This is a genomic window from Polaribacter sp. Z022 (genome assembly GCF_023555495.1).
In the GTDB taxonomy this organism is placed as follows: domain Bacteria; phylum Bacteroidota; class Bacteroidia; order Flavobacteriales; family Flavobacteriaceae; genus Polaribacter.
Map to the genome: position 1 here is coordinate 595,486 of NZ_JALCZO010000002.1, position 18,273 is coordinate 613,758.

21 protein-coding genes are annotated in these 18,273 nt (G+C 27.5%); 10 read left to right on the forward strand and 11 right to left on the reverse strand.

Annotation, left to right across the window (positions count from 1 at the left end; all coding sequences use genetic code 11):
* Nucleotides 1-4: 4 nt before the first annotated feature.
* The 4 genes from proC to MPF13_RS06420 form a co-directional block, all read right to left on the reverse strand.
* Entirely contained in the window at nt 5-796 is a 792-nt protein-coding gene (gene proC / locus MPF13_RS06405; RefSeq protein WP_249981521.1) for a pyrroline-5-carboxylate reductase, read from the reverse strand.
* 148 nt (nt 797-944) lie between these two features.
* Entirely contained in the window at nt 945-1,928 is a 984-nt protein-coding gene (gene argC, locus MPF13_RS06410) for an N-acetyl-gamma-glutamyl-phosphate reductase (protein ID WP_249981522.1), read from the reverse strand.
* A gap of 70 nt (nt 1,929-1,998) precedes the next feature.
* Entirely contained in the window at nt 1,999-3,174 is a 1,176-nt protein-coding gene (locus tag MPF13_RS06415; RefSeq protein ID WP_249981523.1) for an argininosuccinate synthase, read from the reverse strand.
* 4 nt (nt 3,175-3,178) lie between these two features.
* On the reverse strand, nt 3,179-3,796 hold the full coding sequence (locus MPF13_RS06420; protein WP_249981524.1) for a GNAT family N-acetyltransferase: 618 nt from the start codon (nt 3,794-3,796) through the stop codon (nt 3,179-3,181).
* Between the two features lie 611 nt (nt 3,797-4,407).
* Between MPF13_RS06420 and MPF13_RS06425 the strand changes: the two genes are divergently transcribed.
* The 10 genes from MPF13_RS06425 (at nt 4,408) to MPF13_RS06470 (ending at nt 11,258) form a co-directional block, all read left to right on the forward strand.
* A complete protein-coding gene (locus MPF13_RS06425; RefSeq protein WP_249981525.1) occupies nt 4,408-4,821 on the forward strand; it encodes a DUF2141 domain-containing protein in 414 nt (137 codons plus the stop codon).
* A gap of 38 nt (nt 4,822-4,859) precedes the next feature.
* Nucleotides 4,860-6,221 carry a 2TM domain-containing protein gene (locus MPF13_RS06430; protein ID WP_249981526.1) on the forward strand — a complete coding sequence of 454 codons (1,362 nt, stop codon included), beginning with the start codon at nt 4,860-4,862 and terminating at the stop codon, nt 6,219-6,221.
* Nucleotides 6,221-6,544 (forward strand): 2TM domain-containing protein, encoded by a 324-nt coding sequence (locus MPF13_RS06435; protein WP_249981527.1) that lies wholly within the window; start codon nt 6,221-6,223, stop codon nt 6,542-6,544. The genes MPF13_RS06430 and MPF13_RS06435 overlap by 1 nt, the downstream gene beginning before the upstream one ends.
* A gap of 2 nt (nt 6,545-6,546) precedes the next feature.
* Nucleotides 6,547-6,843, forward strand: a complete 297-nt coding sequence (locus tag MPF13_RS06440; RefSeq protein WP_249981528.1) for a 2TM domain-containing protein — start codon at nt 6,547-6,549, stop codon at nt 6,841-6,843.
* Nucleotides 6,844-7,143, forward strand: a complete 300-nt coding sequence (locus MPF13_RS06445) for a 2TM domain-containing protein (protein ID WP_249981529.1) — start codon at nt 6,844-6,846, stop codon at nt 7,141-7,143.
* A 1-nt stretch (nt 7,144) separates the two neighbouring features.
* Entirely contained in the window at nt 7,145-7,483 is a 339-nt protein-coding gene (locus MPF13_RS06450) for a 2TM domain-containing protein (RefSeq protein ID WP_249981530.1), read from the forward strand.
* A 62-nt stretch (nt 7,484-7,545) separates the two neighbouring features.
* A complete protein-coding gene (locus MPF13_RS06455; protein WP_249981609.1) occupies nt 7,546-8,301 on the forward strand; it encodes a LytR/AlgR family response regulator transcription factor in 756 nt (251 codons plus the stop codon).
* 222 nt (nt 8,302-8,523) lie between these two features.
* Entirely contained in the window at nt 8,524-10,095 is a 1,572-nt protein-coding gene (locus tag MPF13_RS06460; RefSeq protein WP_249981531.1) for a helicase HerA-like domain-containing protein, read from the forward strand.
* A 45-nt stretch (nt 10,096-10,140) separates the two neighbouring features.
* Nucleotides 10,141-10,707, forward strand: coding sequence for a hypothetical protein (locus tag MPF13_RS06465; protein ID WP_249981532.1), 567 nt, complete (start codon nt 10,141-10,143; stop codon nt 10,705-10,707).
* Nucleotides 10,708-10,889: 182 nt separating this feature from the next.
* Complete coding sequence (locus tag MPF13_RS06470; protein ID WP_249981533.1) at nt 10,890-11,258, forward strand: cupin domain-containing protein; 369 nt, start codon at nt 10,890-10,892, stop codon at nt 11,256-11,258.
* Here MPF13_RS06470 and MPF13_RS06475 read toward each other — a convergent pair.
* The 7 genes from MPF13_RS06475 to MPF13_RS06505 form a co-directional block, all read right to left on the reverse strand.
* Entirely contained in the window at nt 11,255-11,959 is a 705-nt protein-coding gene (locus MPF13_RS06475) for a YwaF family protein (protein ID WP_249981534.1), read from the reverse strand. The genes MPF13_RS06470 and MPF13_RS06475 overlap by 4 nt on opposite strands.
* Before the next feature lie 85 nt (nt 11,960-12,044).
* Nucleotides 12,045-12,920 (reverse strand): bifunctional methylenetetrahydrofolate dehydrogenase/methenyltetrahydrofolate cyclohydrolase FolD, encoded by an 876-nt coding sequence (folD, locus tag MPF13_RS06480; RefSeq protein ID WP_249981535.1) that lies wholly within the window; start codon nt 12,918-12,920, stop codon nt 12,045-12,047.
* A gap of 68 nt (nt 12,921-12,988) precedes the next feature.
* The gene (gene ffh / locus MPF13_RS06485) at nt 12,989-14,317 is read right to left on the reverse strand and encodes a signal recognition particle protein (RefSeq protein WP_249981536.1); all 1,329 of its coding nucleotides are present in this window, start codon (nt 14,315-14,317) and stop codon (nt 12,989-12,991) included.
* A 76-nt stretch (nt 14,318-14,393) separates the two neighbouring features.
* Entirely contained in the window at nt 14,394-14,801 is a 408-nt protein-coding gene (locus tag MPF13_RS06490) for a hypothetical protein (protein WP_249981537.1), read from the reverse strand.
* Nucleotides 14,802-14,815: 14 nt separating this feature from the next.
* Nucleotides 14,816-15,349 (reverse strand): DinB family protein, encoded by a 534-nt coding sequence (locus MPF13_RS06495; RefSeq protein WP_249981538.1) that lies wholly within the window; start codon nt 15,347-15,349, stop codon nt 14,816-14,818.
* A 69-nt stretch (nt 15,350-15,418) separates the two neighbouring features.
* Nucleotides 15,419-17,506, reverse strand: coding sequence for a hypothetical protein (locus MPF13_RS06500; RefSeq protein ID WP_249981539.1), 2,088 nt, complete (start codon nt 17,504-17,506; stop codon nt 15,419-15,421).
* Between the two features lie 16 nt (nt 17,507-17,522).
* Nucleotides 17,523-18,164 (reverse strand): hypothetical protein, encoded by a 642-nt coding sequence (locus MPF13_RS06505; RefSeq protein WP_249981540.1) that lies wholly within the window; start codon nt 18,162-18,164, stop codon nt 17,523-17,525.
* Between the last annotated feature and the right edge of the window lie 109 nt (nt 18,165-18,273).

Consider the following 18,273-nt stretch of genomic DNA (forward strand, 5'->3'; position numbering starts at 1 on the left):
AGCATTAATTTTTTATTTGGTTAATTTTATTAAAAGATACGTTAATTCCTTTTATTAAAGAAGAACTTAAACCTTGATGTTCCATTTCGTTTAAACCTTCTATAGTACAACCACCAGGAGTTGTTACTCTATCTATTTCTGCTTCAGGATGATTACCAGAATCTTTTAAAAGGGTAGCAGCTCCAAAACACGTTTGCATTGCTAGTTCATGCGCTTCATGAGCTTCAAAACCTAATTGAATTGCACCTTGTGTTGTTGCTCTTATTAAACGCATCCAAAAAGCAATTCCGCTAGCACAAATTACAGTTGCAGCTTGTAATTGCTCTTCAGGAATTACCATAGAAAGCCCCATACTATTAAAAATTGTTTTGGCTAATTCTATTTTTTCTTTTCCTTTTTCATTAGCAGAAATACAAGTCATAGATTGCCCTACAGATGCTGCTGTATTAGGCATTGCTCTAATAATATTATGTTTGCTACCAATTATGTTTTCAATTTTAGCTAATGAAAAACCAGTAATTACAGAAATAATAATTTGTCCTTTTTTAAATTTATATTGTAGCTCATCTAAAATGTTTTTTAAATGTCTTGGTTGAACAGCAAAAATTAATATGTCAGAATTTCTTACTGCTTTTACATTATTAGATGTTATAATTACTTCTTCATAAGCATTAAAATCATTAAGAGAATCTGTATTTCGTTTTGTTAAATACAAAGTACTTGCTATATGATTTTTAAGCATACCTTTAGCTATAGATTGCCCTAAACTTCCTGCTCCAATAATTGCTACTTTCATAATTGCTAGTTGTTATTTGTTATTAGTTGTGTTGTTTGTTGTTGAGTTTTTTAGTTGGCGTTACCACAAGGGTCGCGCTTTACATTATATCTTTTTTTCGTTTCTCAAAAAAGGATGTCATTTCAATCGCTAACGCAGTTGGTAACTGTTAAAAATAATTCGCTTTTAAATTTAACCCTAATGTTTCTTCAAAACCGTACATTAAATTTAAATTCTGAATAGCTGCTCCAGAAGCACCTTTTAAAAGGTTATCTATTGTACTTGTTATTAATAATTTATTTCCGTGTTTTTCTAATTGAACCAAACACTTATTTGTATTTACAACTTGTTTCATAAAAATACTTTCATCAGAAACAATTGTAAAAGCAGCATCTTTATAAAATTCTTTATATATTTTTTTAGCTTCTTCTAAAGTTCCATCAAACTTTGTATAGGTTGTTGCAAAAATTCCTCTAGAAAAATCACCTCTATTGGGCATAAAATTAATTTCAGAATTAAAATCATTTTGTAATTGATTTACAGTCTGATTTATTTCTCCTAAATGCTGATGATTAAAAGCTTTGTAATGAGAAAAATTGTTGTCTCTCCAAGTAAAATGCGTTGTTGCAGAAAGAGATGTTCCTGCACCAGTTGCACCAGTTACTGCGTTTATATGAATATCATCTTTTAACAATCCGTTTGCAGCTAATGGTAAAATAGCTAATTGTAAAGCTGTAGCAAAACAACCAGGATTTGCAATGTTTTTTGCAGAAATAATTGCTTCTTTATTTAATTCTGGTAAACCATAAACAAACTCTTTTCCTTCAAAATTTTTATCAGCGATTAATCTAAAATCGTTACTTAAATCTATAATTTTAGTGTTTTCTGAAAACGAATTGTTCTGTAAAAAAGCTGTAGAATTTCCATGTCCTAAACATAAAAATAAAACATCAACATCAGTATTTATATCACTAGAAAAACTAATTTCTGTAGATCCAATTAAATCTTGATGCACTTTATATAATTTATTTCCAGCATTAGAAGTACTGTACACAAAATTAATATTTGTTTTAGGATGATTTAATAATAATCTTATCAATTCTCCAGCAGTATAACCAGCTCCACCTATAATTCCTACTTGTAATTTTTTCATACTTCAAAATTGTTTAAAAGTTTAATTGTGTAAAAATTTGCTATAAAATTTAACAGTTTCACAATTTAACTTATTTATTTACTTGTTGATATATTTTATTTTGATTCCCTAAAATTTTAATAAAACCTTTAGCATCATCTGCAGACCAAGCTTTGTTTTCTTCTCCATAAGTACTAAAAGCACTAGACATTAAATCGTGGTCAGATACAATACCATCTAAAGAAAAGTGATATGGTTTTAGGGTAACTACAACATTTCCTGTTACTTTTTCTTGTGAGCTTTGTAAAAAAGCTTCAGTATCTCTCATTACTGGGTCTAAATATTGACCTTCGTGTAAATGCATTCCATAGAAACTAGATAAATATTCTTTGTGTTGTAATTGCCATTTAGTAAGGTTGTGTTTTTCTAATAAATGATGCGCTTTTACAGTAATCAAAGCAGCAGCAGCTTCAAAACCAACTCTTCCTTTTGTACCAACAATAGTATCTCCAACATGAATATCTCTACCAATTGCATAAGCAGAAGCAATGTTGTTTAAGTTTTCAATATTAACTTCAGGAGCATTTTCTTGACCATTTAAAGCAACAAACTCTCCTTTGTTAAAAGTTAAAGTTACTTTTTCTTCACCTTCTTTTTCTAATTGAGAAGGGTAGGCTTCACTTGGTAATGGTTTTTCAGATTCTAAAGTTTCTACACCACCAACACTTGTACCCCAAAGACCTTTGTTTACTGAGTATTTAGATTTTTCCCAAGGCATATCAATTCCTTCAGATTTTAAATAATCTATTTCTTCTTGTCTTGTTAACTTTTGATCTCTAATAGGAGTTATAATATTAATACCTGGAGCTAAAGTTTGAAAAATCATATCAAATCTTACCTGGTCATTTCCTGCACCTGTACTACCATGAGCAATATATTCTGCACCAATAGATTTAGCATATTCTACAATTTCTATTGCTTGTATAATTCTTTCTGCACTAACAGATAGAGGATAGGTAGCATTTTTTAATACATTACCAAAAATTAAATACTTTACTACTTTATTGTAAAAAGTAGCAATTGCATCAATATTTTTATATGTAGCAACACCCATTTTGTAAGCGTTACTTTCTATATGATTAATTTCTTCTTTTGTAAATCCACCTGTATTTACACTTACAGCATGTACTTCATATTCTTTTGATAAACTTACTGCACAATAAGAAGTATCTAATCCTCCACTATACGCTATTACTAATTTTTTCATGATATTATTTTTTATTCTTTTTTAGAAACAAATTTTGTTTCATTCTTTTTAATCTTTTAAAAACGTTTTCTTTTACTTTCGTTGTTTCTTCTTCACTTTTATTTTTAGGATCAAACAACATTCCAGTACATAAGCACATTTTTCTGTTAGTTCTTGTTAGAACATCGTAGTTTTTACATGTTTGGCAGCCATCCCAAAAACTTTGGTCGTCTGTTAATTCTGAAAAAGTTACGGGTTTATAACCTAAATCACTATTCAGTTTCATTACAGGTAAGCCTGTAGTTATACTAAATACTTTTGCATCTGGATATTTTTTTCTTGAATGTTCAAAAATGATAAGTTTAATTTTTTTAGCTAAACCTACACCTCTATAATCAGGATGAACAATTAATCCAGAATTGGCAACAAATTTTCCATGTCCCCATTTTTCTATATAGCAAAATCCTGCAAATTTGCCATTGTCTAAAGCAATAACAGCATTACCATTTTCCATTTTAGTGGCAATATATTCAGGCTTTCTTTTTGCAATACCAGTACCTCTTACTTGTGCAGCATCTTCTATAGTTTTGCAAATAATTTCTGCGTAAGTAGTATGTGATTTATTAGCAATTACAATTTCCATTGCATTGTGTTTTTATTTTATAAAATTGTTGTTTGTTTTGTTTGACTGTAGAATTGGACTCACCTAAATTCTTAAATATAATAAACACCCTAAGGGCGAATAGTAAAATTGCGTCGTACATTATTTTTGTTATTTGTTAAAATAACTGTAGAAAATAAGTAAGTTTTGATAGAAAAATTCACGATAAAAAAATAAATTGTTAATTACTGTAATAAATAGAAATGTTGCTAAAAAAGAGTATTAGCGACGTCGGTTGCGTAAGCGCAAGCTGGGAACTATTGTAGTACATAATTTATTTCTTGAAGTAATCATACTGCTAAAGTATATATTTTTTTAAACGTATTACTAAAAGTGGAACGCTTTTTTGAAAGTTTTATGAATTTTAAACAGATTTTGAATTTGAGTTGAAAATAAATCAATATAAATCTTAAATAATCGTTTTTTAATAATTTAAAATTGATAAAAAATCTAAGTTTTTTGCATAAAAGATGTTTGTTTTGATTAAAAGTTACAATTCAGTACAAAAAAATTACAGTTCGGTATTCTTTTATTTAAAAAACTAGACTTCAGTTGCATATTTGTATCATAATTAACCATTAAAACAAAATATTATGAAACTTATAGTAGGACTTTTAGCAGCAACAATGTTATTTATTTCAAATTCAATTCTAGCACAAAACAAAACAATTACAGCAACTGTAGTAAATGTATCTTCAGATTCTGGAAAAGTAGGTTTTGCATTGTATAATAAAGATAATTTTATGATGAAACCAATACAAGGTAAAGAAGGCAAAATTAAAGACGGAAAAACAACAGTAGTTTTTGAAAACGTACCACAAGGAGTATATGCAATTACTTGTTACCATGATAAAAATAATAATGGTAAAATGGATTTTTCTTCAAATAGAATGCCTTTAGAAGATTATGGAGCTTCAAATAATAATATGTCTTTTGGACCACCACAATTTGAAGATGCAAAGTTTACTGTTCTTGATAAAAATGTATCTTTAGAAATCAGATTTTAGTAAATTAGTCATCAAATTTAGAATTTAATTAGATAATAATGGAAAACCGAGAAGTATTTACAATTAGAAGTGTTAAAAAAGGAGCAATTCTTTGCTTAAAAATTACGATCATTTTTGGTGTAGTTTTCGGTTTCATATTTGGTCAAACATCATTAGAAGGATTTTTTTGGACCTTTTTAATATCTGGAATGTATTCTTTTGGTATTGGTTTTGGTAACGGATTTATAAATAATTACTTGTCTTTAAAATGGGATTGGATTACACAAACTAATGAAAGAGTTTGGGCAGGAATTATAGGAACAGTTTTGTATACAGTACCTGTAGTTTTATTTATAGATTATATTGTTTTTGTAGTAATAAATAATAATAGTGGAGATAACTTTTTTAAAGGAGACTTTATGTGGGTTCACTTATTTTATATAGTACTTTCTTTAGGGATTTCTACTTTTTTACATGCCAGAGGTTTTATGATTAATTGGAAATCTGCCATGACCAAAGAAACTACAAAACAAGAAATTGTAGCTAAAACAGAAACAGCAAAGTTTGAATCTTTAAAAAATCAATTAGATCCACATTTTTTATTTAATAGTTTAAATGTATTAACAAGTTTAATTGGCGAAAACCCATATCAGGCAGAAAAATTTACAACTAAGCTTTCTAAGGTATATAGATATGTTTTAGAACAAAGAAATAAAGATTTAGTACCAATAGAAGAAGAATTAAATTTTGCAAAAACGTATATGCAACTTTTAGAAATGCGATTTGAAGACGCTGTAAAGTTTAATATACCAACAACTATAAGTAATAATGAATTAAAAATTGTACCCCTTTCTTTACAGTTATTATTAGAAAATGCTGTAAAACACAATGTGGTTTCTTCTTCTAAGCCTTTAGAAATATCTATTTATGAAGAAAACAATTATTTAATTATAGAAAACAATATCAATCCTAAAGAAGCAATAGGAAAAAGTACCAAAGTTGGTTTGCAAAATATTGCTGATAGGTATGGATTAATCACTCAAAAAGGAGTGAAAATAGAAAATAACAACAAAACATTTAAGGTGAGCTTGCCTCTCTTATATAAAATGAACAATATTATGTATTCAGAAGATTTAGAAAATAGTAACTATGTAAAAGCAGTAGAAAGAGTTGAAAAATTAAAAGAATTTTATCAAAATTTAGCTTCATACTGTTTAGTAATTCCTTTTTTAATATTTATAAACTTAAGATTTTCACCACAATTTTATTGGTTTTGGTTTCCTGTTTTTGGATGGGGATTAGGATTAGTATTTCATTTCTTAGAAGTAAATAATTACAATATTTTCTTAGGTAAAAACTGGGAAGATAAAAAGATTAAAGAATTGATGGATAGTGAAAATAAACAAAGAAACTATAGATAATGGAAAGAGAATTTACACAAGAACAGAAATATGTTTTAGCTCGTAAAAGAGTAGAAAAAATAAGTAAGTTTTATAAACACTTAGCTACCTATGTTGTTGTAAATATATTTTTATCGGCTATTTTTATAGTAGGAGATATGAATGATGGAGATACTTTTACAGAAGCTTTTACAAACTATCATAATTATAAAATTTGGTTGTATTGGGGAATAGGAATCGTTTTTCAAGCCTTAAATACTTTTGGAGTTAAATTGTTTTTTAACAAAGATTGGGAAGAGAAAAAGATTAAAAAATACATGGAAGAACAAAGTAGAAAAAGATAATTATGGAAACAAAATTTACAAAAAAGCAGCTTTTTTTAAGAGCAGAAAAAAGAGTAAAAGACATAAAAGGTTTCTATGTACATTTAACAATATACTGTATTATAATTCCTATAATTATTTATGCAAACTTAACATTTGAACCTCATTTTCATTGGTTTTGGTTTTCTGTTTATGGTTGGGGTTCTGGTCTTCTTATTCATTGGTTATCAGTTTTTGGTTTTAAGTTATTAGGAATAGGAAAAGATTGGGAAGAGAAAAAGATTAAAAAATATATGGAAGAACAAAACAGAAATCATTAAATGGATTATAACTTTAAAAAAGAACAAGCATATATTAAAGCAAAAAAGAAGGTAAAAGATATTAAAGGGTTTTATATTCATTTAGTAATTATATTCTTTTCTTTACCTATTATCATATTAACAAACTTAATGTTTGTACCTGGTTTTCATTATTTTTGGTTTTCTGTTTTTGGATGGGGATTGGCAATTTTTTTTCATGGTATATCCGTTTTTGGACTTAAAGGTTTAGGTTTTACAAAAGATTGGGAAGAAAATAAGATTAAAGAAATAATGGAAGAACATTTAAAAAAAGAAATTTAAAATGGATAATAAATTTATACAAGAAGATAGTTTTTTAAGAGCAAAAAAAAGGGTAAAAGCCATTAAAGGATTTTATGTTCATTTAATAGTTTACGTTGTTGTAAATATTTTTATTAGCGGAATTATTATTTGGGGATTAACCGAAAGTGGTTATCAATTTGTAGATACTTTTTCTAATTTTGGAGTATATTCTACTTGGGTTTTCTGGGGAATAGGAATGTTTTTTCATTGGTTAGGTGTTTTTGGTTTTAAATCTATAGGATTTGGAAATGATTGGGAAGAAAGAAAGATTAAAGAATTGATGGAAGAAGAAGAAAAAAAGATGAGTAAAAGACTATAGTTTTTAGCTTTTAATGAATCAAGAAAAAGAAAAATTTAAAAAAAAACTAATTTAGTAATATGATGAATGTATTAATTATTGAAGATGAAAAGCCTGCTGCAAGGAGGCTTAATAGAATGTTAGCAGAACTAAAAATAGAAGTTCAGCAAATGTTGCATTCTGTAGAAGAATCTTTAAACTGGTTACAAAATAATGAACATCCAGATTTAATTTTTTTAGATATTCAACTTTCAGATGGTTTGTCTTTTGAAATTTTTGAAGAAATTGAAGTAAAATCTGCCATCATTTTTACAACTGCTTATGATGAATATGCTTTAAAAGCATTTAAATTAAATAGTATAGATTATTTACTAAAACCTTTAGATGAAGATGAATTAAGAGTTGCTGTAGATAAATTTAAAGAAAACCAACCAAAACAAGCAGATGTTCAAGTAAATATAGAAGACATTAGAAAGTTGTTGGTAAATCCAGTTGATAGAAAATTTAAAAAGAGATTAACTATAAAAGTTGGTCAGCATATTAAAATTATTCCAATAGATGAAGTAGAGTGTTTTTACAGCGAAAATAAATCTACATACATACACACAATAGAAAACAGAAATTATTTATTAGATCATTCTTTAGAAAACTGGCAAGAACAATTAGATCCAGAACAATTTTTTAGAGTAAACAGAACATTTATAGTACATATAAACGCTATAAAAGATATAATAGCCTATTCTAATTCTCGTTTAAAACTGATCTTAAACTCATATAATGATTCAGAAATAATTGTAAGTAGAGAACGTGTAAAAGACTTTAAAAACTGGATTGACTAACGCAGTTAGTTTTTGTATTTATCATTTTTTATAAAATGATAATTAAGTTTGTTTTTAACTTATTTTCTGATAACTTCACTAACTTCATAAATAACGAATTAAAACTCGATGATTTACGAGAACAAGTTTCCAAACTTACTTGTAAAAACAATTTTCTAACAAAATCAACAAATAATTTTACAACTCTTAAACTTTGATTATTTTTATCAAAATTTAAGAAGGATGAGTCAGAAGGAAGAATTTTTTGAATACATTAATAACGGTTATAAAACCAAAGGAGATTTTTTAGAGTTAGGAGCAGCCATGTTAGGCGAAGAAACTATTACAAATGCTATTGTAAAAGTTCCTTTAAAAACTTTAAACAGACATGGTTTAATTGCTGGTGCAACAGGTACTGGTAAAACTAAAACGTTACAAGTATTAGCAGAAAACTTATCAGATAAAGGAGTTCCTGTTTTATTAATGGATATTAAAGGAGATTTATCTGGTTTAGCAAAAGCAAGTCCTGGGCATGCAAAAATAGACGAACGTCATACAAAAATTGGTTTTCCTTTTACAGCTAAAAAATTCCCAATAGAAGTTCTTACAATTTCTGAACAAGATGGAACAAGATTACGTGCAACTATTTCAGAATTCGGACCTGTTTTATTATCAAGAATTTTAGATTTAACAGAAACTCAAAGTGGAATTGTTGCTATTATTTTTAAATATTGTGATGACAATAAATTACCACTTTTAGATATAAAAGATTTTAAAAAAGTTTTACAGTTTGTAACCAATGAAGGTAAAGAAGAAATTCAGAATGAATATGGAAGAATTTCTACAGCAAGTACAGGTGCAATTTTGCGTAAAATTATTGAAATAGAACAACAAGGTGGCGATTTGTTTTTTGGAGAAAAATCTTTTGATGTAGAAGATTTAACTAGAGTAGATGAAGATGGAAAAGGAATTATTTCTGTTTTACGTTTAACAGATATACAAGACAAACCAAAGTTGTTTTCTACATTTATGCTGCAACTATTAGCCGAAGTTTATGAAACTTTTCCAGAACAAGGAGATAGTGATAAACCAGAGCTAATTATTTTTATAGATGAAGCTCACTTAGTTTTTGAGCAAGCCTCAAAAGCATTATTAAGTCAGATAGAAAGTATTGTAAAGTTAATACGTTCTAAAGGTATAGGGCTGTACTTTGTAACACAAAACCCTAAAGATGTGCCAGAAGATATTTTAGCACAATTAGGTTTAAAAGTACAACATGCGTTAAGAGCATTTACTGCAAAAGATAGAAAAGCTATTAAGTTAGCAGCAGAAAACTATCCAGATTCTGAGTATTATGATACCAAAGAAGTATTAACACAATTAGGTATAGGAGAAGCATTTGTATCTGTTTTAAACGAAAAAGGAATTCCAACTCCACTAGCAAGAACCATGTTACGTGCTCCAATGAGTAGAATGGATATTCTTACAGACAAAGAATTAAAAAATGTAATAAACAACTCTCGTTTATATTACAAATACAATGAAAATTTAGATAGAGATAGTGCTTATGAGTTGCTAAATTCTAAAATTGATAAAATTAATAAAGCAGAAGAAAAAGCCATAAAACAAGCAGCAGATAAAAAAGAAAGAGAAAAAAGAGCAAAAGAAAAAGAGAAAGAAAGACAAAGAGAAGCAAAAGCATCTAGAACTTCATCTAGAAGAAGAAGTACAAGACAAAACCCAATAGTAAAAGTTTTAACAAGTGCAACTTTTATTAGAGCAGCTTTCGGAATCTTAAAAAAAGTATTGAAATAACAAATCACAAAAAAGAACGTTTAAATAACGAACAAAACCAATAAAATGATTAAAAAAAATATCTTACCACTACTATTAATTGCATTTTCATTATTAATCGTTAGCTGTAGTAACAGTAATAAATTTAAAATAGAAAAAGGAAAAGTAGGAGCATTAACAACAAAAACAACCATACAAGAATTAAATACAATTTTTAAAAACGATTCTATTGTAAGTAATTTAAGCGAAGGTGCTCAAGGAGAAAATTATTTTCAAGAAGATGATGAGTATTTTATTTATGAAAAAGGAGGTAAGTTACTGTTAAAAATAATGCCTAAAGAGCAGTTAGATTCTACATCAACTATAAAAAGTGTAGAAATACATGATGTACGTTTTAAAACAGAATCTGGCATTACATTAAACTCTAGTTTTTCAGAAATTAATGCCAACAACAACATTAATAGAGTAGAATCTACATTAAGATCTGCAACGTTGTTTTTAGACAATTTAAACACAACTATTACTATAGACAATGAAGAATTAGGATTAAAAGAATTTAATACTCAAAAAGTATCTAAAGAACAAATTCCTGATTTAGCTAAAATGAAATCGTTTGTAGTTTGGTTTAATTAGGGCGTATTTTGTTCGTTTTATTTTAAAACAAAACCGCGCTTTCCATTATATCTTTTTATGCTGTAAAAGTTCAGTATTCTAAAAAACACTTATCTAATAAATACAAATTTGCTATTTTATTTAATAAGTGTTTTTAGCATAAAAAGGATGCCATTTCAATCGCTTACGCAAAACCAATTAGTATGAAGAAAAAATATTCAATTCAGAAAGCTCCATTTATAGTACCAACAACAGATGGAAAATTAATAGAAGAGCATTTTGGCAATGCTACAGATAATAATTCTCAAATAAGTATTGCTCATATGAATGCACCATCTGGTTGGAGTGAGCCTTTTCAAACTCCAGAGTTTGATGAATATACTTATATAATTAAAGGTAAAAAGCAATTTATAATAGAAGGAGAAACTGTTGTTTTAGAAGCAGGACAATCTATAAAAATTGAAAAACATACCAGAGTACAATACTCTAATCCCTTTAAAGAACCTTGTGATTATTTAGCAATTTGTTTACCTGCTTTTTCTATAGATTTGGTAAATAGAGAAGAAGATTAAACCTTTTTTCTTGTTAAATAAAAAGGTAAGTATAAAATTAAAAAGTAAGGAATTACAATTAATTCTACTATAAAAATATAATTAGGCCAATCACCAAAAACGTCTAATAAAGTAGCGCCATTTGGTTTTCTATTTGTGTAAAAATAATTTGATCCAAGAAAACTGTTTACAACAAACATAAGTAACATATATGCTTGCATTCCTATAAAAGCTTTAAAAACACTTTTTAAAGTAGGTCTCATTTTATAAACAAATGTAGCATACATCATAAAAGCAATTAAACCTGCATGCACATACCAATATCTAAAAAAAGCAAAGTTTAAAAAACTATATTCTGTAGGTGTTATTAAAGAATGCATAGTGCCTGCAAGTATTAAAAACAGTAAAACTTCGTAATAAATGTGCTTTTTAGAAACCGAAATAAAAGGTAATAATAAAGCCATAAAATTGCACAAATGAAGAGGTAAATCTGTTTCTGCATGGTAACCATCTTTAATAACATTAATATAAGTACCAAAAACAACCATTAAAGAAATAGAAAAAGCAAATATATTTCCAATTCTATCTTGTTTTTTAATTGATTGTTTTTTAGCCCAATTAATTAATAATGTTCCTAAAATAAAACAACAAAAAACTACAAGTAAATGTTGTAATGAAAAAGGAGTAAAATCAGAATTGTTTTTTAAGAAAAAGTCGTTCAATTGTATTTTGTTATTTCTGCAATATAAAAAAAACGAGCTAATTAAAAATTAACTCGTTTTATTGTAAAATATTTATTACTGAATACTAGCTATTTCTTTGGCAAGCTAATAAAGTGTTTTTTAATAACATTGCAATAGTCATTGGTCCAACTCCACCAGGAACAGGTGTAATAAAATCAGATTTTTTAGCAACCTCTTCAAAAGCAACATCACCAACCAATCTAAATCCGCTTTTTTTGCTAGAATCTGGTAAACGTGTAATTCCTACATCAATAACTGTTACATTATCTTTAACCATATCTGCTTTTAAAAACTCAGGAATTCCAATAGCAGCAATAACAATATCTGCTTGTAAAGTAATTTCTTTTAAGTTTTTAGTTCTACTATGGCACATAGTTACTGTGGCATTACCAACTTTTCTTTTTTGCGCTAATAAAATACTCATTGGGCTTCCTACAATATGACTTCTTCCTAAAACAACAACATGTTTTCCAGAAGTTTCAACATTATATCTTTCTAACAATTCTAAAATTCCGAAAGGAGTAGCAGAGATAAATGTAGGTAAGTTTAACGCCATTTTTCCAACGTTAGTTGGGTGAAAACCATCTACATCTTTATCTGGATCTATAGCCATTAATACTTTTTGTTCATCTATATGTTTTGGTAATGGAAGTTGAACAATAAAACCATCTATATCTTTATCTATATTAAGAATTGCAATTTCATTTAACAATTCTTCTTCTGTTGTTTCTTCTGGTAACCTTAATAAAGTAGATTCAAAACCAACTCTTTCGCAAGCTTTTACTTTAGCATTAACATAAGTAATACTTGCACCATCATTACCTACAATTACTGCAGCTAAGTGTGGTGTTTTGTTACCTCTATCTTTTAAATCTCTAACTTCTAAAGCAATTTCTTCTTTAATTTCTGCAGAAGTTTTTTTTCCGTCTAATAAAATCATTTTGTTGTTATGTGTTGTTTTATAGAATAAAAAAAAGATAAACGTGCGTTTATCTTTCTTTTTAATTTTTATTGCATTCCTTTCATCATTTGCATCATTTTTCGGCCACCACCACCTTGCATCATTTTCATCATTTTGCTCATTTGGTTAAATTGTTTCATTAATTGATTAACCTCTTGAATAGATGTTCCAGAACCTTTTGCTATTCTTTTCTTTCTACTTGCATTTATACTTGTTGGTGTACTTCTTTCTAATGGTGTCATAGAATGAATAATTGCTTCAATTCCTTTAAAAGCATCATCATCTATATCTACATCTTTCATTGCTTTACCAGCACCAGGAATCATACCAACTAAGTCTTTCATGCTTCCCATCTTTTTAATTTGTTGAATCTGACTTAAAAAGTCATCAAAACCAAATTGATTTTTAGCAATTTTCTTTTGTAGTTTTCTAGCTTCTTCTTCATCATATTGATCTTGTGCTCTTTCTACTAAAGAAACAACATCTCCCATTCCAAGAATACGATCTGCCATTCTATCTGGATGGAAAATATCTATAGCATCCATTTTTTCTCCAGTACCAATAAATTTAATTGGTTTGTCTACAACAGATTTAATAGATAATGCAGCTCCACCACGTGTATCACCATCTAATTTTGTTAGAACAACTCCATCAAAATTTAAGATGTCATTAAAGGCTTTTGCAGTATTAACAGCATCTTGACCTGTCATAGAATCTACAACAAATAAAGTTTCTTGTGGGGTAACAGCTTTATGAATATTAGAAATTTCTGTCATCATTTCTTCATCAACTGCTAAACGACCAGCTGTATCAATAATAACTACATTTTTTCCATTAGCTTTTGCATGTTTTATGGCATTCTGAGAAATTTCTACAGGATTGTTATTACCAACTTCTGCATAAACTTCTACACCAATTTGCTCTCCAACAACTTGTAATTGATTAATGGCTGCAGGTCTATAAACATCACAACCAACTAATAATACTTGTTTAGACTTTTTATTTTTTAAAAAGTTTGCTAATTTTCCTGAAAAAGTTGTTTTACCAGAACCTTGTAAACCAGACATTAATATTACTGTTGGAGACCCAGCAAGGTTAACACCTACAGTTTCTCCACCCATTAAATCAGTTAATTCATCTTTAACTAATTTTACCATTAATTGACCAGGGTTTAATGTAGTTAATACATCTTGACCTATGGCTTTTGTTTGAACTCTTTTAGTGAATTCTTTGGCAATTTTAAAGTTAACATCGGCATTTAGTAACGCTCTTCTTACTTCTTTTAGCGTTTCTGCAACATTTACTTCAGTAATTTTACCATGACCTTTTAAGGTGTGTAAGGCTTTATCTAATTTTTCACTTAAATTATTAAACATAAATTGTGTTCTTTTTTAGGAAGCACAAATATAAGAATTAGAGATGATTTGTAAAGTGATTAGAATAGTTTTTTACTTATTCTGTCTTTAATAATAGAGAAGTAAAGAAGTTTATTAAATGTATAAATGCAGAGAGCAAGAAAATTAAAAAAGAAATAACAATTATTGAGTTTGAATATTTACTAAAAGAACTTAAAATATTTGGTGTAAATAATAAAATTATAGCTAATACTTGAAGTAAAATATGAATAGTAGTAAGCCATTTTTTAGGTGGTTTATCTGCCCAAACTAAAGAAAAATAATTGATACCTATCATTGTAAAATAAATTGCTGAGAAAATAAAAAAAGGAAAGTAAGGAATAACAAAATATGTTGCTTCTATGCTGATAGTAAATGCATTGTCATTACTAAATAAACTAATGATTATAAATATTGGAACCAATCCAAAGAAAAAAAGATGAGGTTTTGATATTATTTTATTCATAATTAAAAACCCTTTTAATTTTCGCTATAAGTCATCATTAATGTTTCTGTATGATGTTCTGTATGATGAGCAGTCCACATTATAATTTCTCTAAGGGTCATTTTACCCATTAAAGGATGAGGAATAACAAGCGTATCTAAATTTACATCGCTAATTTTATGAAGCTTATATTGTAATTTTTTATTTTGAATTTGCAATTTTGTTAATAAACGCTCTCTATCTTTTAGTAAAGGTTTTTTTAAATTTTGATTAAAAACTCTTGCTCTATCTGTGTTTTTAAGTAATTTTTCTTCGTACTTATTTACTATAGTTTTATAATTTCTTGGTTCTCTATTACATAAACCAAATTTGTATTTTAGAAAAAACCTAGGATAACTTAAAGCTTTGTTTAAAGCATGTAAACTATTTACTAAATGCAGTATTTGTTGTCCTACTGTCCATTTATTATCTGGTCCTTTTTCCCAATTGTTTTTGGGTTGATTGTTTAGCCAATTAAATAATATTTGATGTTTTTTTTCTAGTAAATCTGCTATTTCTTCTTTTGTCATTCTTAATTGATATATTTTGAAAAATACAAAAAAATATTATACTAACTTAATTTCTTAAGTTACACTAGCTTATTCTGTTTTTACAGCTTGTCTTGTTGCTGTAACTTTACTTAATAATCTTTTTAAAATCAATATAATAGTTTCTTGGTTTTCTAAAGTAGCATCACCTAAACTATTGGTTATAGTTTCATTTATTATTAAAGTTGGAGGGGTAGTATAGTTAAGAGAACTATTAATTGCTTCAATTTTTACTAATAATCGTTCTGTAATTTTTAATATTTCTTGCTGATTTAGTTCTGTACCTAAATCAATTAAATCAATATCTAGTCTTACATAATTTATATCTTCTTCTGGTATTATTTCTTTAAATAAATTAGGACCTTCAGATAATATATCTACATGAATTTCAATTCCGTTTGTAGGTACTGTACTTGGTACTAAAAAATGACATTTAAAAAGTGTAGTTTCTGGTGACGAAAAATAAATTTTAGAAAGGTCGTCTTTATTTATTATTGCTACATCGTTTGTTGTTCCTTGATTCCATCTTAAATGTACAAACTTGTTTACACCATTACTATCAATATAACCATGTTCTAATGTAGCACCATTGCTAACTGTAATATTTGCAGTTGTTTTAATGCCTTTAAATTTATTTGTAGTAACTAATGTGTTAGATTTTATTGTAATGGTTTTGGTATCTGTGTTTACTGTAAAAATTGAGTTTGCTGCTGCATCTACCACTAAATTATAATCGCCAATATCTAACAAAGAATTTTCGTTTATCATTAGTAATTTATTAATACTTGGTATTTCTAAATTGGTTTGATTTATTTGTTTCCAATATTTTGCATAATCATATAATTGACCAAGATTTTCTATTGAAGTATAACCAGCAACTACAGCAACATCTTTTTCTGTAATACTTGTATCTTCAAACATTGTCCAATCGTAAGTTAATTTACTAGTTCCTTTTAATTTTTGAATAGATTTTGTTAGTACTTTGTTATAATGATAAAAATAAATATCAAATTCATCATCTGTATTGTTGTTTTTACTTCTTCTATCAAAAACTACGGTTCCAGTATTTAAATGATTAACAACACCAGTAAGTATTTCTGTTGTAGAAATTAATCCACTAGAATTTGATGTTTTAAAGTAAGTTCTGTCATCAGAAAAAGTATAACCATTACCATTAACTCTTTGATTGTTATTGGTATCTCTAATAAACATTTTTGCATTTTGTATTGGTAAACCATTATCATCTATAATTGTAGGTTCTATTTCTTTTGTTATTTGCCAAGTACCTGTAGAATTTCCATTACCAATTAAATGTTCTTGTATAATTAAATTTGTACCACTAGCAGAATTTATAATTTTCCCTTTTTTATACTGCCAAAGACCCAAGTCTAATCTATTTCCTCTTCCACCTCCAGAATAATCTCTTAGAGTATATTCTGTGTTAGGAGAATTAACGCTAAAACTAATTCCTTCATCTGCAATAGTAGGAGTGTAGCCATCAAATTTAATTGGAGATCCAATCATAGTCATTGCATATTTTACCATTTTAAAATTGACTGCTGTTAAGTTATTAGAAAATTGTCTTATTTGATATTGTGGATGTGGGGTAGCTAATAATTCTATTCTTCCATCTTGAATATTTACTGTAGAATTTGTGTAAAATTTTATTGAAGATGAACATTCAATTCCACCACCTTGCATATTAAAAGTACCAGAATCACTTACATCTAATGAAAAATTTGCACAACAGTCATTTCTATCAAAAGTTGTTCTAATTGCAGTTCTTTGTAAATAGGATGTAAAACCATTAATAGTTTCAAAATCTTCTATATTTAAAGTTCCATTTACTTTTACAATACTTCTTGGAGCAGAAACACCAATTATTAAAATTTCTTTTGAAGCATCTATAGTAAGATTTCCATTAATAATTAATTGTCTATTACCAATACTATAAATAGTATATTCTGAATCTGTGCCTAAACCAACTTGAACAATATTAACACCAGAAATTCCTACCAATCCTGATAAATCTAAATCAGTATTTGTTTGTGTTATAGTTGTAGAACTTGTTAATGTAAATGTAGCTTGTACATACAATGTAACTGTAAAAAACAAAAATGTAAGTAATCTTTTTTTCATTTTAATGTTTTATAAATTAATACGTTAAACTAGCACAAACAGCTAAACTTGTAGGTTGTGTGGATTGACTAGGATTGTTATTTATAGTAGCAACATCTTCTACATTTATATCATTTTTATTGTAACGAATTACTTTCCAATTACCATTAACAATTAATGATACATATCTATAATTATCGTTAGAAGAATCTGCATCATCATCACCATCAAAAATGAGTTCGTTCTTTACAGAATTATAAGCAATAGGTTTCCATGTATTTTCTGATCTTAAATAGGCATTGTTATTTCCAGAACTATAAAGTAACATTCCATCTGTAGGAGTTGTTATTTCTGATGTACTTGTTTCTGTTGGTAGAATTAAAGCTAGTTTTTGAGAATTAGTTAAATCTAATAACAACTCAACTTTAGTATTAACTAGTTTCCAATTTGTACCATCGTAAATTTTGGTTTTAATTTTATCTATAATTGTATTGTCAAACCAAATATCACCTAATAATGCAGTTTCTGGAGCAGTTTCTGAAGTTGTAACTTTATTATTTATAATTGTTTTTAAGGTTCCTTTATTATCTATGATTCTTACTTTTTGTGCAAAACTTATTTGTATGCTATTTGCACACAGAATCAATATTAGAATTTTTAAGATTCCTTTATAAAACATTGTTCTTTATTTAATCTTATAAATAAAAAATTAATGTGATTAAAAAACATATAATTTAGGAGAGTGAATTTGTATATTAATTAACTCTCCTAAATAAATTATATGATTA